This window comes from Limosilactobacillus equigenerosi DSM 18793 = JCM 14505 (genome assembly GCF_001311375.1).
GTDB classification, from domain to species: domain Bacteria; phylum Bacillota; class Bacilli; order Lactobacillales; family Lactobacillaceae; genus Limosilactobacillus; species Limosilactobacillus equigenerosi.
In genome coordinates this window covers 143,509-170,070 of the sequence record NZ_BBAS01000001.1, presented here as the reverse complement: position 1 = coordinate 170,070, position 26,562 = coordinate 143,509, and the positions used below count along the sequence as shown (strand labels likewise).

The window sequence follows — 26,562 nt, the reverse complement described above, 5'->3', positions numbered from 1 at the left end:
CTAAACTTTTTGTAAAATAAACGATTACGTTTTGCAGTGAACGTACCATTTTCTGCATTCAGCGTTAATTACGGCACTAAAAAAACCATGCCGGTAAGCATGGTTTAGTAGGTTAATTATTATTGCCATCAGGATTAGTAATCTTAATCCGATTATCAGAAGTAGTGGAGTGGTTCGCCTCTGGTGCATCCGTCGAGTAATCATCAGCGGTCGAGTGGTCATTGTTTTGACTCCATAGACTAGTTGATTTAGCCCCTAATTTGGCAGCTAAGCGTTTCAACTTCTTCAAACCATTCGCGTAATTATACTGCGTTGGATCCACGGCTTTAAATCCTTTGGGGGTGTAGAAACGTAGCAAGTTCTTTTGGTTTAATGAATCGGAAAGTTTTAATTCATTATTGACGAAGTTATCATCGGCTTGTAGTTGTTTTTGTTGCTTAGCAGTTAACTTGGCTTCTTTTCCCGTGGCATTATCATAAATGGTATTGCCGATGCTGGTAAACTTCGGCGTTATAAAATTATTATCCCGGAACGCTACGACTTGCCGATGCTCTGGGGAGAAGAGGTCGGTGCCAAAGAAGGTGTACCGCTTTGTGGAAATTCCCAATAGGTGAAGCAAGGTTGGTAAGGTATCAATTTCACCACCGTACGTATGCTCAACGTGGCCGCCCGTCGTTCCCGGAATGACAAACATTAATGGAACTCGTTGTAGTTGCATATTATCAAAGTTAGTCCAATTATTCGGATCTTTGCCTAAGACGGTGGCCAAGGATTTGTTTTCAGTGTTAGAAATCCCGTAGTGATCACCGTAAATCATAACAATCGATTTTTGATCAAGGCCAGTTTTTTGCAAGTAATTAAAGAATTCTTGCAAAGATTGATCAAGGTAGTGGGCCGTGACAAAGTAATTATCAACGGTTGTATTTCCGGTATTCGGAGCTGTAAAGTTCGGATCGGCATCTTCACTATCCAGATCAAATGGGAAGTGATTCGTAACCGTGATGAACTTAGCATAGAACGGTTGTTGTAATTGTTCTAAATACGGAATTGAATTCTTAAAGAGTAATTTATCCTTTAAGCCATATCCGGTAGCCTTATCGCCGGACGTGTCAAAATAACTGGCATCAAAGAAGTATTGGTAGCAAGGTTTTTATAAACGTTATTCCGGTTCCAAAAACTAGCGACATTACCATGAAAGACCGCACTCGAGTAGCCAGCGCGTTGGTTCAAAATTGCTGGAGCTCCTTGGAACGTATTATCCGAGCCGAGCGTGGCAAATAATGATCCTTGTGGGAGACCAAAGGTACTGGTTTCGAGTAAGTTTTCGGCGTCACTCGTTTTCCCTTGCCCCACTTGGTGGAAGTAATTGTCAAAGGAATACGTATCTTCGCGGTTGGTCAAGGAGTTTAAAAATGGGGTCACTTCTTGGCCGTTAACTTTGGCGCCAATTAAGAATTGTTGGAAACTTTCGAGGTGAATCACAATTACGTTACGCCCTTTGGCAATCCCATACATTTTGGGGTCAGGTTTGGCATAAATGGCATTGGTAAATTTTCGGACATTGGCCAGTTGTGATTTGGTCGCACTTCGGCGCATATGAGAAACTTGTTGGCTTTGGAAGAGATTATAGATGGTAAAGTTATCAATCCCTAAGTATTTAACAATATAATTGCGATCAAAGGTCCGACCGAGTAATTGAGGGCGGTTCATTTCCGCCACCATTAAGTTGGTCGCCATCATCACCGTAGCGATTGAGGTAATCGCGAAGGCAAAGCGGTGTGTCACAGCGCGGGGATCAAATTTAATCTTGCGCATGACCATTAAGATTATAATAACTACTAAATCGAGCCAAAATAAGATATCGTGGGGACGCGTTAACGCCAGTGAACTTCCACTAAGCCCTTGATTGACTTTGGAATACCCCATCATGGTGGCAATCGTCATAAAGTCAGTAAATTCGCGGTAATAAATGACATTTAGGTATAGTAGTAAAGTATTTAAGGCTTCAATCCCTAATAAAACGGGGTAAAAATAGCGCGATTTTTTTTAAAGTAAAAGGCGATGCCACCGAGTAAGATGGCGCTCCCAAGGGGATTGATGATTAATAAAATAAATTGTAAGAGCCCGCTTTCGCCAAGATTAAAGTCGACAAAATAGGCTAATAAGTTTTTAAGCCAAAACAAAACCGTCAAGATAATAAATAAACCAAGACGGGTATTGGCCAAATTACCCAGTTTTTTTAACATGGGAGACTCCTTTAGGTTTAAGATTAACGCTCATATTCTACCATATTTAAGGAATGGACGGTTACTAATCATGTCAGGAAATACCTTAGGCAATTTTGGTGCAATCGGTTACAATTAAAAGGAAATAGGAGGGATTAGTGATGACGAAGTTAAATATCTATCTCGTTCGCCACGGACAAACTTTTTATAATCGTTACAATAAGTTACAAGGTTGGAGTAATAGTCCGTTAACCACTACGGGGCAGGAACAAGCGGTGCGGGTGGGGCAACGATTAAAGGAAATCCACTTTGATGCCGCCTTTACAAGTGATTTAAGCCGGGCGGTGGAAACGGCGAAGTTAATTTTAGGCCAAAATGATGCCGATTCAGTGACCCAACCGCAAACGTTGCCCGAATTACGAGAAGAATTTTACGGCTCGTATGAAGGTGAAAATATGTCATGGGCCTGGGAAATGGCTGGGTTACCACACGGTCTCAAGACCTTTAAAGAAATTGTCACGGCGCATTCGATTGATACGGCTAAGGATTGGCTCAAAGACGCCGATCCATTCCGCGATGCTGAAGATCATCAAGAATACTGGGCGCGGCTCGAGCAAGGGTTAGCAAAGATCAGGCAAGCAGATTTACCCGCGGAAGCGAATGTTTTATGGGTTAGTCATGGTAATACCTGTTTAAGTTTAGTTGAACGGTTTGGTGCGGGAAAGTATGATATTACCGAACGACCAAAAAATGGGAGTTTATCCCGGTTGATTTTAACGGATGACGATTTGAAATTTGTTAGTTATAACGAATAGTTAAGAGCTGTGGCATTATAAAACCCGTCCACGTTTTGAGGTGGACGGGTTTTATTTTTGTTGGCTCGCGACGTGGTTATTAACTTCGTTCGCTCAGCAGCGCCTTAGGGCCTAACTCAAAATGACGCCGAACCTGGCGATGCCAGTTCCGACGCCATTTATATCGTTACGCCAACAGGCGCTTTGATAGCTGAGCTCACGACCTGGATATTAACTTCGATCGCCACGCGGAAGCCTAGTGCCTAACTATGACAAAGTCGCCGACCCTAGCATAGCTAGTTCCAACGACTTGTCTACGTTAGGCCATGGCTCCCTTGATTCGTGGCTCACGACCTGGTTATTAACTACGTTCGACGGACAACCACCAAGTCATAACGCAAACCCGACGCCGACGGATATGCTATCCGCCAACGCCGGGTTTAACGTTATGATAAGGTGGTTTTAACGTCCGTCTCACGACCTGGTTATTTCCACCATCGTTTATTGAACATAATCCAAATCGAGATGGCGATGAAAATTAAGGTGATTAAAATCGTAATCTGCCACCCAAACGGATGACTAGCGAACGGTAAGTGGTCAACGTTTTCGCCATAAAAACCGGAAACAATCGGTGGAATGGCTAAAATAATTGAGTAAACCGTTAAAAACTTCATCGTTTGGTTTAGGTTACTATCCAAAACTTTTGAATAGGCCCCGGAAATGCGCGCTACCACATCAGACGTGGTTTGAGCCATTTCAACCCTTGTTGCGCTTCGATAATAATATCATCGAGTAATTCTTGGTGGGGCGTTGTTAATTTGGACCCCATCAAACGTTTAAGCTGTTGTAATAAGGCCACGTTTCCTTGCAGCGACGTTAAAATGAACACCAGGTTTGTTTCAAGTTCCATAAATTGGTTAATTGAAACATGGTTATTCTGGCGACGAATCCCACGTTGTAAAGCTTTTCGTTGGGAATCGGCTTTGCGAATTGGTGGAAAAAAAGCGGTCGCTAACTTCATTAGCAACGGTAAAACGAGATCCATAATTTTGATGGATTGATTTTGATTGGGGAACTTTGGTAACAGTTCGGCAATTAAACCATTCACAAAATTAGTTTGGGCGTTGGTAAAGGTAATTACATTATTATTCGTAATCATAATTCCTAAGGGCGCCGTGATATCATCGTCGGGATTGGCATTGGGGACAAAAACGTCAAAAATGAGCAGGGTAATATTGGCTTCGCGGTCAAGCTCAACCCGTGATTTTTCAAACGGGTCAATTGCATATTCCAACATATCCGGGGTTACTTCATATTTGGCAAATAAGGTTTCCCGTTCATTGGGGAGCGGTTCATAGACGCTGACCCAGTGATTATGGGCGTTAATTTGAACTGAACTGAGCATCGCCTAATCCTTTCGCCACTGCTAAATTATTCGTTGATTAATAATTCAACCGTCTTCGTCACAAATTCCGGATTTGTTGTAGCCATCTTTTGTTCTAAGAGCATGATGTAACCGTAAATAAATGACCATAACCGGATGTACATTTCTCGTTCGTTAAAGTCATGGCCAATTTGTTTATGGATATTTTCAATGTGTTTGTAGATTAAGTCAAAGAATGGTAATTCTAACTTGTTATCGTCAAATACATGATTGAGACTTGGGTTGGCTAAGAAAAAGTGAACAAGGTTCGGCTTAGTTTCATACCATTTGATAACATCATCCAAAATTTTGATAAGGGTTGCCTTGGAGTCGCTAAAATCATTGTAGACATCACGACTAGCTAAGTCATTAGAAAGTGATAAGGTAACAGCGGAGAATAATTCATTCTTACTCTTAAAATGTGAGTAAACAACCCCCGTCGTAGCATTAATTTCGGCGGCAAGCCCCCGTAAAGTAATGTTTTGATAACCGTGATCAGTAATTTCCTTAATTGTTAATTTAATAAGTGATTCGCGTGTTGCTTTAACCATTGTTATTCCTCCCTTGATGGTTTACTTACAGATTATAACAATTCCCTTGTTATATTACCACTAAAACTTCAAAGGGCAATTAATGGTATTTTGATGAAGGTTTGGTACAATATGTCTTATGAAGTAAGAAGACGAGTTATGGAGGAAGAAAGCATTGTCTTTTATTGTTGATTTGTATCGGCCGTTTTTTGATGGTCATAATTGGTTAACGGTGATTTCATCTGGTCAAGATTGGGTGGTCATCTTTTCTTTAGTAATGATGGAATGTTTACTTTCCGTTGATAATGCGGTGGTTTTAGCAGCCCAAACGCGGGTGTTACCAACTTTGCGGGAACAAGAAGAATCCTTATTCTATGGAATTTGGGGTTCATATATTTTCCGGTTCTTAGTGATTGGGATTGGAACGTACTTAATCCATTTCTGGGAAATCAAGGTGATTGGGGCAGTGTACCTAATGTACATGACGTACCGCTTCTTCCATGCTAAGTTCTTCGGCCGCCGGCAACGCAAAGATACGAGCAAACACCCGTTAAATAAATTATCGGGACGGAAACGGTTTTGGGCCGTGGTGGCGCAAATCGAATTCACGGATATTGTCTTTTCCGTTGATTCGGTTTTAGCAGCCTTAGCCGTATCAGATAATCCAGTGATTGTCTTGATTGGGGGCTTAATCGGAATCTTAGCGATGCGGGGAATTGCCGAATTCATTATGAAGTTAATGAAGAAGATTCCAGAATTAGAACCAATGGCTTATATTTTAATCGCGGTAATCGCGGTGAAGTTATTCTTAACGATTCCAGCGATTAATATTCATATTGGTTCCGGACCATTTGGGTTATTTATCGTGGCGGTCTTTGTAATTACGATTTTAATTCACCTGCGCGCAAGAAGGAGGCATAAGGATGGCTCAAGCATTAACGCCGACTGATTTTCATGATCATCTTGACGGACCACTGACGTTAGTCGATTTTTGGGCGGATTGGTGTGGTCCTTGTAAAACGATGGCCCCAGTCTTAGCCAAGTTAGAAGCAGAATATGGCGATCGGGTTAAATTTTTACAATACGATGTTGATCAAGACAATACGATTCCGCAAGCATATAAGGTGATGAGTATGCCGAGTTTGGTTTTATTCCGGGATGGGGTAGCCAAAGAAAAGGTGACGGGGTTGTATGATTATCAACAATTGTCTCACTACTTAGACCGTAAATTAGCTGAATAAGATTTCACAACCACTGGAGTGCGAGGCGCTGCGGTGGTTTTTACTAATTATTTGACTTTTAGTAAGTAAAGGACTAAGATTTAATCGATGACACAGCGTCAGAATAAACCCGATTAATCAAAAGGAGCGAATAACCAATGAAATTAACAGGAATGGTGAAAGCCGAAGAAGTTAAATTAAATGAAGTTGCTAAGCCAACGCTACAAGCGAGTGATGATGTGATTTTACACATTGTCCGGGCATGTGTGTGTGGGTCTGATCTTTGGAACTACCGGGGGATTGACCACGTTGCCGAAGGGCATAACTCAGGCCACGAAGCAATTGCGATTGTTGAAGAAGTCGGCGATGACATTACGACCGTTAAGCCGGGTGACTTTGTAATCGCACCGTTCACGCATGGTTGTGGACACTGTGCTGCTTGTATCAACGGGTTTGATGGTGGCTGTTTAAATCACCAAGATAATTTCTCAAATGATGCGCAAGCGGAATACATGCGTTACCAACATGCCCAATGGTCACTAATTAAGGTGCCGGGTCAACCAGGTGATTATTCAGAAGGGATGCTCAAGTCCTTATTAACCTTATCTGACGTGATGCCAACTGGTTATCATGCAGCCAAGACGGCGGATGTTAAGCGTGGTGATAAGGTCGTAGTCGTTGGTGATGGGGCCGTTGGTTTATGTGCGGTACTTTCAGCCAAAATGTTGGGGGCCGCGCAAATCATTATTATGTCGCGGCATGAAGATCGGCAAAAGTTGGCTCGTGAATTTGGGGCAACGGATGTCGTGGCTGATCGGGGCGAATCCGGGATTAAGCAAGTCCTTGACTTAACTGGTGGCACCGGAGCTGATGCGGTCTTAGAATGTGTCGGAGCGGAAAGTTCAACGGCGCAAGCGATGGCTGTCGTGCGTCCTGGTGGGACGATTGGCCGGGTTGGGTTACCACATATGGCCAACATGAACCCAGCGGAAAGCTTCTACCGGAACGTGAAGATTGCTGGGGGTCCAGCTTCCGTTACGACTTACGTGAAGGGCGGATTATTAAAGGCGGTCTTAGATGGTCAAATTAACCCCGGAAAGGTCTTTACGAAGACGTTTGCTTTAGACGATGTGGATGCGGCTTACCAAGCAATGGATAAGCGGGAAACCATTAAGTCGTACTTAGTAGTTTCAGATTAATTTACTTGAGATTAAAAAGGGCGCCTCGCGGAAGCGGGCGCCTTTTGATGTGGTTAGAATTTGGGTTGGTATTTTAGCCAGAATAATAAGCTAATAAGGCCGTTAAAATATCAGCCAAGCATTGGGCCATAATCACGCTTGGTAGCCGAAGAAAGCGTGGGCGATGACGATCACGATGACGAAGATAATTCCTTGGCGTGAAATTGATAACCAGCCGGCGGGTTGTGCTTTACCTAAGGATTGGAAAATCGTGGTAAAGACTAAGATAATTCCGGCAAAAACGGAAGAACTAACCAGCCAGCGAATCATCGTGGTTCCCTTGGCGATAATTACCGAATCATGTAGGAATTGGCTCATTAACCAGGGGGCGAGGAGCCAAATGACGAGGGTCATCAATAGTGAGAAACTAATAATGACTTGTAAATCAAACTTGACGACGGCTCGGAAACGTTGCGCATCTTTGGCACCATAAGTATAACCAATTAATGGTTGGGCCCCGAAGGCGAAACCGACGAAAATTAAATTAATAATCATACTAATTTTCGTCGCAATGCCCATCGCGGCGACGCTATCCGCCCCGTATTGAATTAAGAAGTTATTGGTGACGGCGGTAGCGAAGGTAATCATAATGTTAGTAATCGAAGCCGGAATCCCAATTGCTAAAATTTCACGTTGCAGGTGGCGACTAATTTTCGTTTCACGAATGGAAACCGTGAGGCGTTGGCTTTTAACGCCAGTATAGTAGGCTAACATTAAGGCAGAAATGATTTGGCTCAAAACGGTTGCACCAGCTGCTCCCGCGGCGCCCCAGTGAAAGCCAGAAATAAAGATGGGGTCAAGAATGATGTTCGTGACGGTCCCAATCACACTGGCTTTCATCGACGAAACTGCGAGCCCTTCTGTCCGTAAAATATTACTGGGCGCTAAACTGAAGACAATCGCGGGTGCCCCGAATACTAAAATGGTGTAGTATTGACTGGCGTATTGCCAAGTTGTTGGTGAGGCCCCGAGTAAATGAAGAAGTGGTGTTCGGGCAATTAATAAAATAATGGCCGTGATTATCCCAGTGAACAAGGCTCCGTAGAAAGCAAATCCACTGACGTTACGCCCGGTTTTGAATTTTTTTATTTCCGAATAAGCGAGAAATTACCGAGCTCCCCCCGAGGCCAAAGATATCACCAAGGGCAATTAAGAAGGTGAAAATAGGGGCGCTTTGGGAAACCCCCGCCACTAACGCGGGATTTTGGGTTTGGGAAACGAAAAAAGTATCAACCATGTTGTAAACTAAATTGACAATCATACTTAATACGACCGGCAACGCCAAGGTAAAGTAGGCTTTTTTGATTGAAGTATGTTCAAATAAATGATCCATAAGAAGCTCCTTAAGAAATCTTAACTAAACTATTTTAAGGGTGGTTGAACCAGTCGTGCAAGTAAAACGTGGTAAAATCGAATGATGATGGAACAGTAGAAAGGAACTTTTAGGCATGGCAATATTAGATGTCAAAAATTTATCAATGAGTTTTGCGGATAAGCAACTCTACCAAGCGGCCAGCTTTCAATTAGAGCGGGGCGAACATATGGGGATTGTCGGCGAAAATGGGGCCGGTAAATCAACGCTAATTAAAATTTTAATAGGACAGTTACTAGCCGTTGAAGGGACGATTACGTGGCAAAAAAAATACTAAAATTGGCTACTTAGATCAATATGTTGAAATTCCGGCGGGGATGACGTTAATTCAGTATTTGCGCTCGGCGTTTGCCGAATTGGACGCCAAAAATGAGCTAATGGGTCAATTGTATACTGAATACGCAACGGACTTAGATGATAAAAAGCTGGCGCGGGCAGGGCAATTACAAGCTGAATTAGATGCGAAGAATTACTATGAATTAGATACCCGGATTGAACAAGTGATGACTGGACTAGGGCTTGATGCACTTGGTAATGATCACATGGTGAGTGAAATGAGTGGGGGACAACGCTCGAAAGTGATTTTGGCGAAGATGCTTCTGGAAGACCCGGATGTGATTTTACTCGATGAACCGACGAACTATTTAGATACGGCGCATATCGATTGGTTGATTAGTTATTTAAATGAATATCCGGGGGCGGCGATGGTGATTTCGCATGACTATGATTTCTTAGAACAAGTCACGAACACCATCTGTGACGTGGCCTTTGGAAAAATCACGAAATATCGCGGGAGTTTCCAACAAGCGATGCGCCAAAAACGGGAACGGCAAGAACAACAAGCGCGAGAATACGCGAAGCAACAAGAAGTAATTGATCGGGCTGAACGGTTTATCCGGAAAAACAAAGCGGGATCAAAGTCGACGATGGCCAAATCGCGGGAGAAAATGTTAGCGCGGATGGAACGGATTGATCCACCGAGTGATAATTTACCGGCGCATTTTGAATTTCCATATGTTGCCTCAGCTTCGGCGAATGCCTTAAAAGTGAGTGAATTATCCGCGGGGTATACGCACCCGTTGTTAAATCCAGTTTCGTTTACGTTAAGTAGTGGCGAAAAATTACGCTTAAAGGGATTTAATGGGGTCGGGAAGTCAACGTTAATTAAATCGATTTTAGGGGTGATTCCATCCTTGGGCGGTGAAGCAAAGTTTTCCCCGTCGGTAGTGGTGAATTACTTTGATCAGGATTTAATTTGGGATGATCCCAGTTTGACACCGCTGCAAACGATTCAAAATGCCTTTCCCACTTTATTACCCAAAACGATTCGGCAACGCTTAGCCCGGGCCGGGATTAATGCGGCCAATACGATGAAACCGCTGAATTTATTATCCGGGGGTGAACAAACGAAAGTTAAACTAGCCATGCTAGAATTAACGCCCGCCAATTTCTTAGTGATGGACGAACCGACGAATCACTTAGATGAACCAACGAAAGAAGCGTTAAAGACCGCCTTAACTAAATTTCCAGGCAACGTCATTGTCGTTAGTCACGAGGCGAGTTTTGCGGATGGGTGGTTTGATAAAGAACTCGACGTTGAAAAATTAAGTTTGAAAGGCGGAAATTAAGATGAGTCAAGTTGTAAAAATCTTTTCACACAATGATTTAGATGGCTTTGGGGCATATTTACTAGCACAAATCCAACAAGAATTAGCGCAAGATATCACGTATCAAATTGAAACGATTGGCGCCGGACGAGTTGATGAAGTCTTAGGGCGCTGGTTAGGGAGTCCGGAAAGTCAATTGGTGACGGATGTTTATATTATGGATATGACCCCGGATCATGAATATACGTTTCAACAGCTTGATCAACAGTTTGCTAATCATTGGTTAATTTTTGATCATCATGATAGTGAAGCTGAATTACGCGCACAACACGCAGCGAATGTAATTAACCCGACGACACCAGGAAATGCCAGTGCCACCAGTATTGTTTGGGATTGGGTGCAACAAGAAGCTTGGGGAGCTAACCTAACGCCGGCACGGCATGCTGCCTTAGCCCAATGGTGGAAGCAATTCGGGCTTACGATACGTGGGATTGGCAAAATGAGGCTGACATGCCAGCCTCGATGCGCCAAATGGCGGATGAATTAGATCAATTGTTCTGGTTCTACCCGTTAGATGTGTCAGCCCAATTTGTGACCGCTTGTTTGGCAACTGATTGGACTAGTTACCGGACCCAAAATCAATTGTTAATTGAGACGTTGAACCAACGCCGGGAACAATATTTGAAACATCACTTAAAAGATGTCGTTGAATTTGAATTGGCTGGTCAACCCTGGGCGCTAGTGTATGCGGACAGCTATAAATCAGACCTTGGTCACCGGACCTTAGCGGAACACCCAAATGTGAAAGCGGTAATGGTAGCCGGTCCAACGAGTTTGTCTTTGCGCAGTAATGGCGAACTTGATGTGGCTGAAGTAGCTGAAACCTATTTTGGTGGCGGCGGCCATGCGGAAGCGGCTGGGGCCCGCATTGATTTCAACTTAATTACGGCTGGAGAACAAGCATTAGTGAGCCACTTGCAAGAACAAGTTGCTGCTCATCAAGCCGGGGCGGCAACTGCTGCTGACGATGATGATTTTGATTCACCGTTTGCGGCCTTAGCTCAACTGATGCAAGATAAATAAATTAGCCAAATGAAAACAGGAGCTCACTTCCCGCATTACTGGGGGGAGCTCCTGTTTTTTTGTCTCGCGACCTGGATATTAACTACGTTCGGCGGACAACCACCGAACTATCTTCTACGGCAACCTTGTAACTTCGCTCACCCAGCAGACGCCTAGGACTAAGCAAAAATAGGCTCCGACGTGTGCCACGTCAACCCCTATTTTGCGCTTAGCCTACCGGCGTCTTTTACGCTGGGTTCGCGACCTAATTATTAACTACGTTCACCGAGCAAGCGACTAGGACTAACTGAAAACGAACCCTGACGTGTTGCCACGTCAAGGCCCGTTTCAAAGTCAGCCAAACGTCGCTTTTAACGCTCGGCTCACGACCTATTTGTAACTACGTTCGCCACGCGGAAGCCTAGTGCCTAACTATGACAAAGGCGCCGACCCTAGCATAGCTAGTGCCAACGCCTTGTCTACGTTAGGTCGCGGCTTCCTTGATGCGTGGCTTACGACCTATTTTTCAATTACAACCTTAGTTCCTTCCGGGATACTATTATAAAACCATTCTGAATCAGCGACACTTAACCGTACACATCCATGGGAGTTGGCGGTATGGCCAAGCTCATTGGCTTCGCTTGCGATAAAGTTTCCCTTTTTATCCGTTGGAACTGAATGGAATAAGTAAACACCGTGATCCTTAAAGGAGACATAATTTTTGGCGCCTTCTTTACTTTTTTTGTTATAAAATTCCGGTCCCCGTTCGGCTTGGATATGGAAAGTCCCGGTTGGTGTAGGTGTCGTCTTGGCTCCCGTTGAACAAAGCATGGTGTACAAGACTTGTTCACCATCCATAATGAACACGCGTTGTTGCGCAATGGAAACTTTAATCCATAAATTTCGCACGCTGGTCAAATTTGGATAAGGATTCGTTTCTGAGGGGGCGCGCCAATCAACGGCAGGGTGTTGCTGATGCTTAGAGTGGGCTTGTTTAGTAACGTTATGGTGTTTGGAGGACATTTTGGTAGTAGTGGTTTGGCTATCAGAGTGGGTTAACACATGGAGATAACCCATTGCTAAGGTAACCAGTGCTAAAGCAATTATGTCCGAAATAATTAAACTGAATCTTTTCTTTTTCATGTTATTAATTTTAACAAGCGCACGGGAAGGAGGGCAATAAAAGAGTTAATTTGCAACCGAAATGTAATTAAAGTTGCAGTAAATCATTCGGGGTCGTTAATTTAACTTCAGCCGTAGCTAATTTTTCCGGCATTGCCGAACCATACAGCGCCCCGGCGAAGTGCATCCCAGCATTGTGGGCAGCTTCTAAATCGTGATTGGTATCACCGATGTAGTAAGCGTCATCCACTGATGCAGTTGGGTCTAGGCTGTGCAGGGCCGTTAAAAGTGGTTCGGGATTTGGTTTGTGTTCCTTAGTATCATCCGCACCAATAATTACATTAAAGTGACCGGCCCAAGTGAATTGTCCCTTAAAATCAGTAATTTCTGGGGTGGTTTTGGACGTGGCAATCGCCAACTTGATGTCATCGCGGGTTGCTAATTTTGAAATTGTTTCCGGAATTTGGTCAAAGGCCGTGACTAAGTGTTGACGGGGAATTGTTAGTTCATTCCACCGCTTAAGAATTTGGGGGATTTGAGCTTCATCAATGCCAATTCGTAATAATGAATCATAACCTGTAATCCCGAATAATTCACGTTGATATTTAGCACTGGTTTCAGCGTCGTAATGGTAACCAAATTCAGCGAGGGCCTCAATCATCGCAGGCATATACATTTGTTTGGTATCAATTAACGTGCCGTCGACATCAAAAATTAAGTACTTCATGGAAATCTCCCGTGGGGTGCGTTAGTGGTTTAAAATTGACCGTTTTCAACATCCTTAATAAAGTCAGCTAAGTGTTTGTAGTAGACATCAGGGTTGTCAACCATGTGGTGGTGACCACCATCAGGCGTGGTTACTAAGCGTGAGTTAGGGATTAAGTCAGCCATCGTCTTAGCGGTATCTAACGGCATCGTTTCGTGTTCCCCGAACGTTAAGAGGTTGGCATCGTAATCTTTGGTAATTGATCCCGGAAGTGCCAGTCCTTTAATTTCCCGGTAATCACAAATTCATTATCCCCTTGGAATTCATTGTAAGTTGCCGTGCCACCAAGATCCATTAAGTGGTATAACTTGGATGGTTGTTTGCGGTCAACGAATTCTTCGTTTAAAATTTGCACGTTCTTTTGGTACCGATCGTTATCGTAGTCGTTGTTGGCTTCGCATTCCTTCATGAAGGCCACTTCTTCAGCCGGTAACGTGGCTTCCCGGACTCGGTTAATGTTCGTAACGTATTCGTCAATTTCATCGACCATTGATGAAATGATAGCGCCTTTTAAGTGTTGACCATACTTAACGGCGTATTCTTGGACGAGTAAACCACCCCAGCTTTGCCCGATTAAGTAGAAGTTATCGATGCCGAGCTTTTGGCGAACTTCTTCAACTTCATCTAAGAAGTATTCGTACGTTAAGAACTTTTCTTTGTTCTTAGGGTCGGAGTAATCGGGTTGGTCGGAATATAATGAACCCAATTGATCGTACATGTGAACTTGGACGTTTAATCCTTGCTTCTTTAATTGGGCCGCCGTGTCTTCCCAGTATTCGTGGTTACCACCGGGACCACCGTGTAAAGCGAGTAAGTGAATATCTCCTGTTCCTTGGGTGTTGGTCCATAAATGGTACCCGTTATCTAACGTTAAAATGGTTGTTCCTTGTTTCATAAAGTTATTCCTCCTCGTGATGTTGAATTCGTTTTCACATCTATTACTATTGTAAGCTAAAATCGGTCCATGGCAAGGCAAGACTACTTTGGCTGAGGTCAATCGTGTAAGTAAGCGCTTGGTTGCCTCTAAATGACATTCGATAGTCGGTACCAAATAAGATTAACTCTAACTCATGGTCGGCAGCTAGTTCGTGCATCACAGGTTGTAAGGGCATCGTAATCGTCACCCATTCGTCAGCTTGTAAATCATGGAATGAAGTTGGACCAGTGGGATTTTGTAAATTGGTATGGCCAAACGCGATGACGTGGCGTTCAGTTGGTTGGTTTTGGAGTTTGAAATCCCGCAAATCATCGGTATGCCAATGATAGCCAAGTTGAAGCCCGTGGCGGTTAATCAGTTGTGGCGTAGTAGTGAGGCGCTTGGCGGTACCGTGGTCGACTAAGTAGGCACTGAGCATGCCGACGTTGTGATTACTTTTAAGACGAACGGTTAAGGTAGGGGTGCCGGCTAACCACGAAGCGTGGCGGGGAATCGTCACGCGGTAGCTAAAGTGGTGGTCAGTATCATTTAACAGGGAGTTAAACCAAGTTAGGGGTTGGTGGCGCCAAGTCGTAGCGGTAGCGTCAGCTTGCTGGTCATTAATAGTAATCATTTGATGACCAAGGGCAGTTGGAATTAATGGTGCTTGCCAGGTTGAAACTGGCTGCCAAACGCCAGGCGTTAGATTGGATTGGGTAATAAGGTCAGGTAATAATTGACCAGCTTGGTTCGGAAATTGCCACAATTTTTCGGCTAACCATAAATTAACCATTTCATTGAAATCAAGCGATGGAAAGGCATTGATATAAATATGTTGTCCTTGGTGCAAGATCAGTTTGTGGTCACCCGGCAGTTTTTGGAGCGCTTCCCAAAGTGCTTTGGCGTGGTTAGGCTTAACATTCCAGTCATTTAATCCATGGACGACCATGACATCCGCTTTAATTTGGGATAAGTGCGGATGGTAATTGCGCGCTGCCCAAAAGGCATTATATTGGCCGGTGGTGCGGTCTTGGGCTTGTCGCATTTGAGCAAGGTAATTTTCATTCGCTACGTGGTCAGCTAAAGCGCGGGCGGGATTACGGGTGGTGCTGTAAGTTTCAGCAGCGAGGACATCGGCGTCTTCACCTTGGAACGTGTCAGGAGCCATTACGAGACCGTTTTCGCGGTAGTAATCATACCAATTCGTAATGCCGGCTTCAGCGATAATGGCCGCCAGCCCAGGTACACCAGTCGTAGCAACAGCGGTTGCTAGGGTCCCTAAATAAGACCGGCCCGTCATGGCGACCCGGCCGTTACACCAGTTGGCTTGAATGGCAATGCCGCTGGTGCGATCAGTAAAGGCAGTTCGATCACCGTGTAACCATTCGACGACGGCTTGCATCGCGGCGGTTTGCTCAGGTGAGCCACAGGTTTGGCGGCCGTCAGAGTCTTTGGTGCCAATCCCAGCGGCGTACACACTCGCGTATCCCCGCGCGAGGAGATAATCGTTTAACGTGTAGCGTGGGGTGTTAGCGAATGTTTCCGTGGCTTGCTCACGAGTGCCGTTGACCCGTTGGTGCGTTGTTGGCGGGGCGAACGCTGGTTCTTGGGGGGCTTGGTAATCAGGATTGACGTGGGTTAATGGTTGGTCCACGTTGTGCATTAATTCATCGCCCCACTCATCGTTGGTTCCTTGATTATATGGACTAGCGGTGAAAATCGCCGGGATTTGTAAGCCCTGGTTAGAATCAAGTGGCCGGGTAATTTCAACTTTAATTAAATCGGCGTGACCGTCTTGATCCGTATCCACGTCCGTTTCAACGAAGACGACTTCATTGATGAACTGGGCAGGGTCAAAATTGGCCGTTGGTTGACCGTTAAAGAGCAAGGGCTTTTGCGTGGCCGGGAGCGCATAACTCCATGCTAAATAGCCTTCCCCAGTTAAAGTGTCAAGTAAGGTTTGACCATTTTTTCCCCGGGTGAGTAAGAGCCAAAAGAAGTTAGTGAGCAGGGCGGACGGCGTGAGGGGTTCATCACCAAGGGGCAGGGTTAATTTACTAGTGGTCAAAAAGGTACTAGGATCAGTTAAATCAAAGTCACGTCCCGGTTCAAATCCGAGTAACTGACAGCTCACCCGGGTAAAAATGGTATTGGTGACGGGGGTGGCTTGGTTAAGCCACGTGGCTAAATCCAGAGTCGGATTGGCTAACCATTGGCCCAGCCAAGTTTCAAAACTAGCAGCCGTTGGGGTATGGACGGCGACCCGTTGCAATAAGTGCCGCCATAGTTGGTTGGCATCAGTAAGTTTGACGTCAGCGTCGGTAATGAAGCGGAGTCGTTTGAGGTCAGCGACGGGATCGCTGATGGGGGTTAACTGTTTGGCAAATTGGTAATAGGGCATGATTATTCACTCCATTTATCGGTGTATTCAGCAACTTTAAAGCCACAAGTTAAGTGGTGTTCATCAACCATTAACGGTCGCTTTATGAGCATGCCATCGCTACTGAGCAATTCAGCCGCTTGTTGTGGTGTTAAAGTTGGGACGAGGGCTTTTAAATTTTGTTGGCGATAATGTTGACCGCTGGTGTTAAAGTAATATTTAAGCGGATGATCAAATTGTTCAAACCAACTTAAAAATTGGGCCGCTGTTGGCGGGGTGGCTACTAAATCAGTGGCTGTGTAAGTGATGTGGTGTGTATCAAGCCATTGTTGGGCTTTTTTTTGCAAGTACTACAATTGTGATAACAGTAAAAGTGTTTCATATGAAACCACGCTCCTTAAAAAGTATCTATATACAGAAAACCACCGTTACAACGGAATTGCAACGGTGGTGTTGGATTATTTTTGGTTGAGTCGTGAATGGTGGTAACCATACGTTAGGTAAAGGATTAAGCCAATCGCGAACCAAATTCCAGCAGCGATTAAGGTTTCTTTGGATAAGAAACAAATCATGGTTAAACAAGCAAGCCCCGAGATGATTGGTAAGACTGGGTATAATGGGACCTTAAAGCCACGATTAGGAATGTCTTGGCGCTTCCGTAATGGTAAAATTCCAAAGGACACGGCCGTGAATGCTAATAACGTCCCAAAGTTAACAAGGTTAGCTAATTGATCGAGGGAAACTAATCCCCCCATTAAAGCTACAATCGTAACCACAGTCCATAAAGCGCGGTGTGGTTGTTGCTGATGATCAATTTTAGCAATCGCCTTTGGTAATAAGCCGTCCCGTCCCATGGAATAAACTAACCGGGAACTAGAGTAGGTCATTGACAGCAACATCGTAAACATCCCAATTAAGGCCCCGATTGATAAGAGGTCGGCTAACCAACCGTGATGGATGTAATTTAAGGCAAAGGCCACGGGGTTGGCAACATCTAAGTGCGTGTACTTAACCATTCCTGTTAAGACAATGGAAACTCCCATGTAAAGTAGGGCGGCCACTAATAAGGAGCCGATAATTCCTAATGGCATGTTGCGTTGGGGGTTCTTAACTTCAGCACTTGAAGCGGCGACGACGTCAAATCCTAAAAAGGCGAAGAAGACGGCGGTGGCCCCTTTTAAGACCCCACTAAAATGATAAGGCATAAAAGGTTGGTAATTGGCGGGTTTAATAAAGAACAAACCGACGCCGATGAAGACTAAGATGATAGCTAATTTCAAGACTACCATGATGTTGTTAATCCGCATCGTTTCACGAATTCCTTTAGCAACAATCCAACCAACCAAGACCACGATTAAGACGGCAATGAGGTTAATATAGGTGCCGTGCGCCGGATTGTAAGAAGCGGTTAGGGCCGTTGGTAACTTAAAACCAACACTAGCGAGTAGTGATTGGAAGTAAGCTGACCACCCAGTTGAAACGGCGGCCACAGCTAACATGTATTCTAAGATTAGGGCCCAGCCCAATAACCAACCGATAATTTCCCCAAAGATCACGTTTCCATAGGAGTAAGCACTCCCGGCAACGGGGAGGGATGACGCAAATTCAGCGTAACACATTGCTGCCAGCGAACAGACAATCGCCGCAAGTAAGAATGATAAAGTAACGCCGGGTCCCGCTGTGGTAGCTGCTACGGTCCCAGGTAAGATGAAAATCCCCGTTCCGATAATCGTTGCGATCCCGAGGGTCATTAGGTTTAATCCTGAGAGGGTTTTAGCAAAGCGGCGATCCGCGCCGAGGTAAGCATCTAAAGATTCTTTCCGAAAAATATTCATAGGCGTAGTAATCTCCGTTAATTAATAGTGCGACTTGTAGTAGAATTACATAGAATAAATTATACTGGTTAAAAGATTAAAAAAACAATTAGAAAAAGTAATTTTAAGGAGGAAATCATGCTAGAACGAACGAGTGGCGCCGTGGTATATCGCCGCCAAGCTAATCAAATTGAATATTTATTATTGCAAAGTCAAAATCCAGGCCACTTTTGGGGCTTTCCGAAAGGGCATGTCGAAGGCGATGAAGATTTAGTGACGACCGCAACCCGAGAAATTCGGGAGGAAACCCAGTTACAAGTAAACATTGATGCGACTTATGCCGTTCAAACTGAATATGATTTACCCAACGGCAATCATAAAACGATGACGTTATTTACGGTCCAAGTTCCGGCAACGGTAACGATTGATTTGCAAGCCGTGGAAATTAAGGATGCCGTTTGGTTACCATATGCAGAAGCCCGGCAACGGTTAACGTATGATAACTTAAAGAACTTGTTAGATCAGGTTAACGATCATTTGACGGAGCAAAAGTAATGAAGAAAGTTTTTATTTTAGTTGGTCCGGCCGGAACGGGAAAAACGACGGCGCAGGAATACTTACAACAAACCTTTAATTTTGCCCGGGTGGTGACTCACACCACCCGGCCCCCTCGCGCTGGTGAAGTAAATGGGATTGATTATTATTTTGAAACCCCGGCAAGTTTTAGTCACTTAGACTTATTAGAACACGTCGAGTACGATCACAAAGCCTATGGTTCTTCAATGCAAGGATTAGAACGGGGCTGGGCAAAGCATCCGGCCGCCGTGATGGTCTTAGAATCGCAAGGGGCGCAAACGTATCGGCAACGCTCGGTGACCAAGCGGTAGTGATTTATTTAACGGTTTCAAAGGTGGATGAATTAGTGACCCGGTTAACGAAACGCGGGGATGATCAAGCCTCAATTCAATCACGGATTACGAGCCGCGAATTTCAACGTGATTTAACGTTGCCGGCAGCTTTAAAAGATATCGCTCATGTTATCGTAAATGATGACTGGGACGAAACGAAACAACAACTAACCGCCTTAGTACAAGCTGAATTAGGGGATGAACTAAATGACTGAGCAATTAAAACAAGCTTTGGCAACGGTTCGGCAGCATGGGATTCGGGTTACGAAACAACGGCAAAGTTTGTTAGAATTATTAGCAGCCACGCCCGACCGGTATTTAAATATTACGGAATTAGATGATCAAATGCGGGCAATTTATCCCGGGGTTAGTCATAATACAATTTATCGGAATTTAACGGAATTTAATGAGTTAGGGATTGTTGAAATTACCCAACGTCGCCAAGGTAAAGCCGTGAAATTAAAGTGTGATGATCCGATTCACGGGCATCATCATCATTTTATTTGCCAACGTTGTGGACGGGTGCAAGAAATCCGCTTGCCAGAAATTGATCCCGCGGACTTTCAAGACCAATTACCTGGGGCCCAATTATTGGGACATGCTTATGAATTATATGGATTATGTGCTACTTGCGCACAACAACTTACGGAGGAGCAGGAATGAAAATACCACCATTTGTAACCCCGTTTGCCCTTGTTTCAGCAGTGTTAGCTTTGGGGGCAACGAATTATGGGGTGAATAAAGCGACAAATACGAATAATGGGGCGGCGATTAGTTCAACTACATCCACGAGTCTCAGTCAAGACGAACGGTCGTTAAGTCAAGATGACCGGTCGAGTTCTACTAGTGAGGTCGATAAATCAAGCGTGTCATCGACTGATACGAGTACTGATGACTCACGGGCGACTGCCACCCCGACGACGCCAAGTAAACAGCAAACAAATACGACCGCGGATACGGATACTAAGTCAGCTACGACCACGGCGACCCCAACGACTACTAACACTACGACGAATAATGCACCAACCAGCCAGCAAGGAGGCGAGTAGATAAATGTTTACCTTTTTAGATATGATTAATGGCTCCTTGGGTTACTTCAATATGAGTGTGAAGGTTAAAAACCGGATTTATACGATTATTGCGGCCTTAGGAGATTTATATTTAGTTTACGTCACGTTTATGTTGCTCAAAAACCATGCCTGGTTGCGGGGATCATTGTATTTATTAGCGATTATTGCGATTTCATATTACGTGTACTTAAATGCGATTTACTATTTTTTTAGATCGGACCTCAAAGTATGACTTTATTTCACCGAAGTTAACGAAATTAACTGGTTTTACCCCAGAAACGCCGGAAGCTAAAGATGCCAAGCGCCGGGAACGCCATGAACAATTAGCTAACTATCGGCAATCAAATGGGATTTATGCGAACGAAGATGTCATTAATACTGAAGTGGTAATTAGTGCGAGTCAACAAGCTAATTTGCGGGCGGTGACGGATGAATTGGTGAGTCAACAATTACTTAAGGTGAACTACAATGGTTTCACTGATACCGAAATTGCTGAAGAATACCAAACAACGGGCAAGCCAGTTGATGCCTTGGATCGCGGCCAACAGCCGCCATTCTTTGAACTCCGGGGGACGCAAGTTTGGATTGGGGTAAATCAAATGACCGCCCAACCGGTGGCAACACTTACAAAAGTAGGATTGACCCCAGTTCAAGCAGCCATGCAACAATATCAAATTTATTTGGCCAACGTGTATTTAACCGGGGGACCCCATAAAGTACCGGGACGCAGTGGCAATGCGATTTTGACGGATGCCGACTTTGGTTTGGTCGTGCAAGTCGCTTATCAACCTCGTTGATGCTTGGATTCAAGCGGAAGCGCAATTAATAAATCTTAACTTACTTAAAAAGACTCAGCCTGCTTTGTGGGCTGAGTCTTTTGGATTGGTTATAATTTTTGGTCAAGTAATTGTTTAAATTGTTGATGTTTCATTTCCCAATATTGATTAATCATAGATAAGAATTCCTTATTTGATATATATGATTTAAATTATGGGACTAAAAATAACCATAAAATTGCGTAATTTGTAAAAAAACAATGAACAAATTATGTATTTTTTTAAGACTTAAGTTAATAAAATTAAAATATATATATTTAGCACAATCTTCCAAGATATGCTGGATACAAATTTTTGGAAAGGAGGTTAAGTAATGAAACATCATAAGTTTAAATGGTTAGGTTTAATTTGTGGCTTTGGGATGTTGTTAGGGAGCGGAATTACTGCGCAAGCAGCTATCACTATGCAACGACCAGAATCATCAGAAACCACTATGACAACTAAGTTAACGACGGACTCGATGGTGCCAACCGTTCAAACTAAGCAGGTTAATCCGCAGGTAACAGTGACGGTAAAAGGAATACCTGACGATCGCACGTTGGATTCGTATACACCGGTTCAAGTGAATGTTGACTTTGATACGCAAGGACAACCAGTTGTCGCCGGCGATTACTTCGCATTGACTTGGGATCATAATTTGAATTTTCAACCCAATTCATTAAGTTTGAATGATTATGTCAACGTTGAAGCAATTAAAAATGGAGTTAACGTTAGCTTTACTGATCGCGCAGCGGCGAGTTCAAATGTGAAAGGTAATCTAACATTCCAATTACGGTTATCACCGACGACGATTCCTGGAACCACGGTTAACACGGCAATTTCGGTCAATAATCAACCAGTAATTAAGTCATCGTCAGTAACGGCGGTGGTGCCTAAAGATAATCCGCATGAAATATTTGCGAAATATCAAATGAATTCAACGGCGCACAATGGGACTGATTGGGCTTTACGCATTAATGCTAGTGAAGCCAAGTTGACTAATGCCGTTATCACTGATCAATTAAGTGGTTATCCAGGAACGACGTATGATCCCAAGTCATTTAAATTGGATTTGGTTCATTGGGATTGGGATCCTGCTACGAAAGCATGGACGACGTATACGATGACCGAATCCTTAACCCCTTCGTTGACGAATTTATTAACATTTGCCACTGATATGCGTTCGTTTAAGTTGAACTTAGGTGATTTAGCGCAAGGAGCGGTCTTGCTATATTCAGTACAATTTGATGTACCAAGTAATCGTTTGGTTAATGGTGAGTATGGAAACCAAGCAACGTTAACGACGACGAATCAAACCCCAGCGACGAGTTTACTTGATAAGGTGTTCTTAACGAATGGTTCAGCAACAGGGGCAGGTTATCAAGTTAAGGTACACAAAATTGGGTCAGATCAAAAACAATTAGCTGGTGCCACGATTAACTTAGTTGGTAAAAATAACCTTGGCCAATTGGTTGACTTAACGACAACAACGGATGTCAATGGGGAAGCTGTGTTAACGAGCGGTGATTTGTTAAAGGGAACATATACCTTAACTGAAACAAAAGCACCGACTGGATATGCGAAGTTTAATCCATTTACAATTACGATTGGAAATGATAGTGCGACTCGAATTGAAATTCCTGTCAGTCAGACCCAAGATACGTTAATTGTAACGAAGATTCCAGGAGATTATCCGACGTATGATTTACCGAAGTTAACGCTACCGACGCCGTTGTTGGTGAATAAAAAAGTAACGGCCGTGGTAGTGCCAAGTTTATTAACTAGCTTGCCACAAACCGGGACTTGCACCCAGTGGAACTTAGTAGGACTAGGTTTGGTACTATTTAGTTTAATGGTTGGAATGATTACGTTCCGTCATCAGGATAATTAATTGGAGTTAACCAATCATGTTTTGATAAACATGGTTGGCTTTTTAATACAATGATGAAAATTTCTAAAAAAATTTTTATCATCGAAACATAATTCAGTAATTTTTTTTGTTGAAAAAAACGATATATTTAAATACATAAGAATGACATTTAATATATATTGTATTAGTAGGAGAAAGATTATGGAGAAATTAAATCGACACGTTGTGAATGCAGGTGAACCAATTATTGTTCGGCATCGGAAGGTAGGAACAAGCTACATTTTAACGGTGCCCAAGTTAGTTGAACATTTAGTAAAAGTGACGGATGAATACCAACTTGAAATCTTGGATGACGGAAGTTTACTTTACGTCCCAATCAATAAAGATAAGGAATAGAAAGGGAGCGTGACATGAACAACTGCTTGAAAGTTTACTTTCTTAGTAGCTATCAATCGTCAGTGAACTAAAATAGTTAAACTATTAAAATTAAATTGATCAATTTTAGTTTGTCTTCACGCCCCGCAAGCGTAAATAGGCTCGCAGCGTTCGGATTTCCGACGTTGCGAGCCCATTTGCGTACTGCGCTGTTCGATTTTTCAAGAGGTTGTCTGATCTATGTCACAGCCTCTTTATGTTGCTTAAAATTCGGCTTTAAATTGTAACTTATTATGCATTGGTTGGTCAGGACGTAAAACCGTGTCACCAAAACCAGGGTGATTAATGGCATCCGTCAACGTTTGCCCTTCTAAGGCCACCCCAGCCCAGTTTTTGTTTGGCAAAGTTAAGCCACAATCTGGGTCGCTGCCGAGCCCGTTGGCAGTGTACATCACGACTGAGTTCCGGTCGGAGTACATCCGTAATGTCCGATTTGTCTTTGGATCATGCAAGACGGCGACTGGTTGGGGAGCGTTAAAGTCCGTTGGGATGACTTCAAAGTAATCGTCAAAGCCACCTTCCGTGGTCGTTGCTTTCATTTGTGTTAATGCGTCACCAAGGGATGAAAGTTTGCTAAAGTCAAATGGGGTGTTTGCGTTAGCCACCTTTTCCCCTGTGGGAATTTTACCACTATCAACAGCTAAGTGGTGGGTTGAATTAAGTTGTAATTCAAGGTTGGTGACATCGCCTTCATCACTGATGTTCCAGTAAGTGTGTTGGGTCGGGTTAAAGAGGGTTGGTTGATCAGTTTGGCCATAATAATCAATGGAGACACTGTTGTCATTAGCTAAGGTAAAGACAATTTTAACCTTTTCCGTCCCAGGGAAACCATCTTCAGCTTCCGTAAAGGTTTGGGTGAGGATAACTTGGGCGTCATCAGTGTTAACTTGGGTATCAACGTTCCAGAAATAAGTCATCCAGGTGTGAGCCCCACCATGTAACACGTTGTCACCATCGTTTGGTTCGATTTGGTAGGTATGACCATCAATTTCGAACTGACCATGGTCAAGTCGGTTGGCCACCCGACCGACCGCTTTATTTAAACATAACCCATTACCCATGAAACCATTGACGGAGTCAGCACTTAATAATAAGTTTTTGTGACCATTGGCAGTTGGAATGCTATATTCTTGCCAAATTCCAGCTAAGTTTAAGACACTCGCTTTCACATCGTGGTCGTTAGTCATCGTGTACTTGTAAACAGGTTGATTTTCGTATTCACCAAAAAGTGTTTGTTCAATTTTCATAATACTGCCTCTTTTCGTAAGCGTTTACATGTTCGATTATAGCATATATTTAGGTGTAAATCGGAAAATAACAAATAATTATGCTATAATTTGAGATTATTAATAAAAGGAGGAGTTAGTGTGAATAAAAATAAAATTAGTTTATTTTCCGGCGTCATGTTGGCGTTAAGTTCCTGATTGGATCGGGGTGGTTGTTTGGTTCTGGGGCCGCGGCCCGGGTTGCCGGACCAGCAGCGATTATCTCGTGGATCATCGGGGCCGTAGTGATGATCTTAATTGCTTTTAACTATGTTGAATTAGGGACGATGTTTCCCGAAAGTGGAGATGAGTCGGTTTGCGCAATATAGTCACGGACCGTTGCTGGGCTTTATTGCGGCGTGGGCCAATTGGGTGTCATTAATCACGTTAATTCCGATTGAAGCCGTAGCGTGTGTTCAATATATGAGTACGTGGCCCTGGGAGTGGGCCAACTGGACGCGCCAATTTATGCACGACGGGACGATTACGACGCAAGGGTTATTATTAGTCTTTGCGATTATGATTGTCTTTACCTTGATTAACTTTTGGTCGGTGAAATTATTAACCCGGTTTACGAGTTTAGTGTCCGTATTTAAATTAGTAATTCCAAGTCTGACAGTTTTGATGTTACTGGTTTCTGGTTTCCAAACGAATAACCTCGGACAAAACTTTGGTAACTTCATGCCCTTTGGTACGCGCGGAATTTTTGAAGCCGTCGCTGTTTCGGGGATTATTTTGTCATATGATGCCTTTCAAACAGTAATTAACATGGCGGGGGAAATGAAGCATCCGTCGAAGAATATTTTCCGGGGTGTCTGGATTTCTTTATCAATTACAGCGGTGATTTACATTCTCTTACAAGTGGCCTTTATTGCCGCCGTACCAACGAACATGATTGCCAGTCATGGTTGGCATGGGGTTAACTTTGCCTCGCCATTTGCCGATTTAGCTGTCTTGTTAGGAATTGGTTGGTTATCAATTCTGTTGTACATGGATGCGTTTGTTTCACCGTTTGGGACGGGGGTAACCTTCGTAGCCACGTCATCGCGAACGTTAGCGGCAATGACGCGCAATGGGAATGTCCCAGCTTGGTTAGGCCGCTTAGACCGGCGTTACTTAACCCCGCGCTTTGCGATGATTACGGACCTTTTAGTTGCCATGGTCTTGGTTTATTTCTTCCGGGACTGGAGTAAGTTAGCAACAGTCGTCTCAATTTCAACTTTTGTGGCCTACGCAACTGGTCCGGTAACGGCGGTAGCCTTGCGGAAAATGCGGCCGAACTTTATCCGGCCCTTTAATTCCAAACACTTAGCCTGGGTGGCACCGGTTTCCTTTATCTTAACGGGCTTGGTGATTTATTGGGCGATGTGGCCAACGACGATTCAAGTCATTGGGGTGGTCTTATTAGGCTTACCAATTTATTTCTACTATGAAATGCGCTACACCAAGCGTCCCCTAGGCCAGCAAGTTAAAGGATCTTTGTGGATGTTAGTATATCTAGTCTTTATTTCCATTATTTCTTACCTTGGGAGTGAAGGTTTTGGTGGGATTAATTGGATTAAGTATCCATATGACTTCATCGTTATTATTATCGCCTCAATTGGTTTTTATTGGTGGGCGGTAGATTCCCGGATTGATGGGGATGATTTAACGGCTGCCAAGCAAGTGAATGACCACGTTAAATTAGATGATTAAAAAAAAGACCGTCTGCGGACGGTCTTTTTCGTAAG

The 26,562-nt window shown here is 43.8% G+C and carries 17 protein-coding genes and 9 pseudogenes; 15 read left to right on the top strand and 11 right to left on the bottom strand.

The genetic code is table 11. The features are described 5' to 3' along the window. Positions 1–112: 112 nt before the first annotated feature. A pseudogene (locus JCM14505_RS00870) lies at positions 113–2,246 on the bottom strand (LTA synthase family protein). 140 nt (positions 2,247–2,386) lie between these two features. On the opposite strand from JCM14505_RS00870, the gene JCM14505_RS00865 reads away from it, so the two are divergent. Continuing rightward, the gene (locus tag JCM14505_RS00865) at positions 2,387–3,040 is read left to right on the top strand and encodes a histidine phosphatase family protein (protein WP_054652201.1); all 654 of its coding nucleotides are present in this window, start codon (positions 2,387–2,389) and stop codon (positions 3,038–3,040) included. Between the two features lie 464 nt (positions 3,041–3,504). Here the strand turns inward: JCM14505_RS00865 and JCM14505_RS00860 are convergent. Further along, positions 3,505–4,424 (bottom strand): annotated as a pseudogene (locus JCM14505_RS00860) (magnesium transporter CorA family protein). A 26-nt stretch (positions 4,425–4,450) separates the two neighbouring features. Further along, the gene (locus JCM14505_RS00855; protein ID WP_054652199.1) at positions 4,451–4,993 is read right to left on the bottom strand and encodes a TetR/AcrR family transcriptional regulator; all 543 of its coding nucleotides are present in this window, start codon (positions 4,991–4,993) and stop codon (positions 4,451–4,453) included. A gap of 154 nt (positions 4,994–5,147) precedes the next feature. On the opposite strand from JCM14505_RS00855, the gene JCM14505_RS00850 reads away from it, so the two are divergent. The 3 genes from JCM14505_RS00850 to JCM14505_RS00840 all read left to right on the top strand — a co-directional run bounded on the left by JCM14505_RS00850 (position 5,148) and on the right by JCM14505_RS00840 (position 7,391). Further along, the gene (locus JCM14505_RS00850) at positions 5,148–5,921 is read left to right on the top strand and encodes a TerC family protein (protein WP_054652197.1); all 774 of its coding nucleotides are present in this window, start codon (positions 5,148–5,150) and stop codon (positions 5,919–5,921) included. Next, on the top strand, positions 5,896–6,213 hold the full coding sequence (locus tag JCM14505_RS00845; protein ID WP_054652195.1) for a thioredoxin family protein: 318 nt from the start codon (positions 5,896–5,898) through the stop codon (positions 6,211–6,213). The genes JCM14505_RS00850 and JCM14505_RS00845 overlap by 26 nt, the downstream gene beginning before the upstream one ends. Before the next feature lie 137 nt (positions 6,214–6,350). Beyond that, a complete protein-coding gene (locus JCM14505_RS00840) occupies positions 6,351–7,391 on the top strand; it encodes a zinc-binding dehydrogenase (RefSeq protein WP_054652193.1) in 1,041 nt (346 codons plus the stop codon). A 53-nt stretch (positions 7,392–7,444) separates the two neighbouring features. Here JCM14505_RS00840 and JCM14505_RS00835 read toward each other — a convergent pair. Then, a pseudogene (locus JCM14505_RS00835) lies at positions 7,445–8,763 on the bottom strand (MATE family efflux transporter). A gap of 115 nt (positions 8,764–8,878) precedes the next feature. On the opposite strand from JCM14505_RS00835, the pseudogene JCM14505_RS00830 reads away from it, so the two are divergent. Further along, positions 8,879–10,430, top strand: a pseudogene (locus JCM14505_RS00830) (ABC-F family ATP-binding cassette domain-containing protein). A gap of 1 nt (position 10,431) precedes the next feature. Then, a pseudogene (locus JCM14505_RS10515) lies at positions 10,432–11,492 on the top strand (DHH family phosphoesterase). A 498-nt stretch (positions 11,493–11,990) separates the two neighbouring features. Here JCM14505_RS10515 and JCM14505_RS00820 read toward each other — a convergent pair. The 6 genes and pseudogenes from JCM14505_RS00820 to JCM14505_RS00795 all read right to left on the bottom strand — a co-directional run bounded on the left by JCM14505_RS00820 (position 11,991) and on the right by JCM14505_RS00795 (position 18,490). After that, positions 11,991–12,614 (bottom strand): L,D-transpeptidase, encoded by a 624-nt coding sequence (locus JCM14505_RS00820; RefSeq protein WP_054652191.1) that lies wholly within the window; start codon positions 12,612–12,614, stop codon positions 11,991–11,993. Positions 12,615–12,681: 67 nt separating this feature from the next. Next, entirely contained in the window at positions 12,682–13,320 is a 639-nt protein-coding gene (locus JCM14505_RS00815; protein WP_054652189.1) for an HAD family hydrolase, read from the bottom strand. 29 nt (positions 13,321–13,349) lie between these two features. Next, positions 13,350–14,254: pseudogene (locus JCM14505_RS00810) on the bottom strand (proline-specific peptidase family protein). A 46-nt stretch (positions 14,255–14,300) separates the two neighbouring features. After that, entirely contained in the window at positions 14,301–16,676 is a 2,376-nt protein-coding gene (locus JCM14505_RS00805; RefSeq protein WP_054652187.1) for a Xaa-Pro dipeptidyl-peptidase, read from the bottom strand. Positions 16,677–16,678: 2 nt separating this feature from the next. After that, positions 16,679–17,037: pseudogene (locus JCM14505_RS00800) on the bottom strand (arsenate reductase family protein). 76 nt (positions 17,038–17,113) lie between these two features. Next, on the bottom strand, positions 17,114–18,490 hold the full coding sequence (locus JCM14505_RS00795; RefSeq protein WP_054652185.1) for an amino acid permease: 1,377 nt from the start codon (positions 18,488–18,490) through the stop codon (positions 17,114–17,116). 114 nt (positions 18,491–18,604) lie between these two features. On the opposite strand from JCM14505_RS00795, the gene JCM14505_RS00790 reads away from it, so the two are divergent. The 8 genes and pseudogenes from JCM14505_RS00790 to JCM14505_RS00760 all read left to right on the top strand — a co-directional run bounded on the left by JCM14505_RS00790 (position 18,605) and on the right by JCM14505_RS00760 (position 23,528). Then, positions 18,605–19,024, top strand: a complete 420-nt coding sequence (locus JCM14505_RS00790; protein WP_054652183.1) for a bis(5'-nucleosyl)-tetraphosphatase — start codon at positions 18,605–18,607, stop codon at positions 19,022–19,024. Continuing rightward, positions 19,024–19,592: pseudogene (locus JCM14505_RS00785) on the top strand (guanylate kinase). Before JCM14505_RS00790 ends, JCM14505_RS00785 begins: the two are co-directional and overlap by 1 nt. Further along, positions 19,585–20,040 carry a Fur family transcriptional regulator gene (locus JCM14505_RS00780; RefSeq protein ID WP_054652180.1) on the top strand — a complete coding sequence of 152 codons (456 nt, stop codon included), beginning with the start codon at positions 19,585–19,587 and terminating at the stop codon, positions 20,038–20,040. Before JCM14505_RS00785 ends, JCM14505_RS00780 begins: the two are co-directional and overlap by 8 nt. Continuing rightward, positions 20,037–20,426: a hypothetical protein gene (locus JCM14505_RS00775; RefSeq protein WP_054652178.1), complete on the top strand. Its 390-nt coding sequence runs from the start codon at positions 20,037–20,039 to the stop codon at positions 20,424–20,426. The genes JCM14505_RS00780 and JCM14505_RS00775 overlap by 4 nt, the downstream gene beginning before the upstream one ends. Positions 20,427–20,430: 4 nt before the next feature. After that, positions 20,431–20,679, top strand: a complete 249-nt coding sequence (locus tag JCM14505_RS09275) for a DUF6681 family protein (RefSeq protein ID WP_225352198.1) — start codon at positions 20,431–20,433, stop codon at positions 20,677–20,679. Then, a complete protein-coding gene (locus tag JCM14505_RS00770) occupies positions 20,639–21,244 on the top strand; it encodes a DUF6681 family protein (RefSeq protein WP_225352197.1) in 606 nt (201 codons plus the stop codon). Before JCM14505_RS09275 ends, JCM14505_RS00770 begins: the two co-directional genes overlap by 41 nt. A 352-nt stretch (positions 21,245–21,596) precedes the next feature. After that, positions 21,597–23,153: a SpaA isopeptide-forming pilin-related protein gene (locus tag JCM14505_RS00765; RefSeq protein WP_054652176.1), complete on the top strand. Its 1,557-nt coding sequence runs from the start codon at positions 21,597–21,599 to the stop codon at positions 23,151–23,153. A 180-nt stretch (positions 23,154–23,333) separates the two neighbouring features. Beyond that, on the top strand, positions 23,334–23,528 hold the full coding sequence (locus JCM14505_RS00760; protein ID WP_054652173.1) for a hypothetical protein: 195 nt from the start codon (positions 23,334–23,336) through the stop codon (positions 23,526–23,528). A 242-nt stretch (positions 23,529–23,770) separates the two neighbouring features. Here the strand turns inward: JCM14505_RS00760 and JCM14505_RS00755 are convergent, their stop codons facing one another. Next, complete coding sequence (locus JCM14505_RS00755; protein ID WP_054652171.1) at positions 23,771–24,814, bottom strand: aldose epimerase family protein; 1,044 nt, start codon at positions 24,812–24,814, stop codon at positions 23,771–23,773. Positions 24,815–24,970: 156 nt separating this feature from the next. Here JCM14505_RS00755 and JCM14505_RS00750 point away from each other — a divergent pair. Then, positions 24,971–26,527: pseudogene (locus JCM14505_RS00750) on the top strand (APC family permease). Positions 26,528–26,562 lie beyond the last annotated feature (35 nt).

Excerpts from the sequence above, each read along its gene's own strand:
- JCM14505_RS00865 (WP_054652201.1), top strand. The coding sequence starts at position 2,387 with ATGACGAAGTTAAATATCTATCTCGTTCGCCACGGACAAACTTTTTAT.
- JCM14505_RS00855 (WP_054652199.1), bottom strand. The coding sequence starts at position 4,993 with ATGGTTAAAGCAACACGCGAATCACTTATTAAATTAACAATTAAGGAA.
- JCM14505_RS00845 (WP_054652195.1), top strand. The coding sequence starts at position 5,896 with ATGGCTCAAGCATTAACGCCGACTGATTTTCATGATCATCTTGACGGA.
- JCM14505_RS00840 (WP_054652193.1), top strand. The coding sequence starts at position 6,351 with ATGAAATTAACAGGAATGGTGAAAGCCGAAGAAGTTAAATTAAATGAA.
- JCM14505_RS00820 (WP_054652191.1), bottom strand. The coding sequence starts at position 12,614 with ATGAAAAAGAAAAGATTCAGTTTAATTATTTCGGACATAATTGCTTTA.
- JCM14505_RS00815 (WP_054652189.1), bottom strand. The coding sequence starts at position 13,320 with ATGAAGTACTTAATTTTTGATGTCGACGGCACGTTAATTGATACCAAA.
- JCM14505_RS00805 (WP_054652187.1), bottom strand. The coding sequence starts at position 16,676 with ATGCCCTATTACCAATTTGCCAAACAGTTAACCCCCATCAGCGATCCC.
- JCM14505_RS00795 (WP_054652185.1), bottom strand. The coding sequence starts at position 18,490 with ATGAATATTTTTCGGAAAGAATCTTTAGATGCTTACCTCGGCGCGGAT.
- JCM14505_RS00780 (WP_054652180.1), top strand. The coding sequence starts at position 19,585 with ATGACTGAGCAATTAAAACAAGCTTTGGCAACGGTTCGGCAGCATGGG.
- JCM14505_RS00775 (WP_054652178.1), top strand. The coding sequence starts at position 20,037 with ATGAAAATACCACCATTTGTAACCCCGTTTGCCCTTGTTTCAGCAGTG.
- JCM14505_RS09275 (WP_225352198.1), top strand. The coding sequence starts at position 20,431 with ATGTTTACCTTTTTAGATATGATTAATGGCTCCTTGGGTTACTTCAAT.
- JCM14505_RS00770 (WP_225352197.1), top strand. The coding sequence starts at position 20,639 with ATGCGATTTACTATTTTTTTAGATCGGACCTCAAAGTATGACTTTATT.
- JCM14505_RS00765 (WP_054652176.1), top strand. The coding sequence starts at position 21,597 with ATGAAACATCATAAGTTTAAATGGTTAGGTTTAATTTGTGGCTTTGGG.
- JCM14505_RS00760 (WP_054652173.1), top strand. The coding sequence starts at position 23,334 with ATGGAGAAATTAAATCGACACGTTGTGAATGCAGGTGAACCAATTATT.
- JCM14505_RS00755 (WP_054652171.1), bottom strand. The coding sequence starts at position 24,814 with ATGAAAATTGAACAAACACTTTTTGGTGAATACGAAAATCAACCTGTT.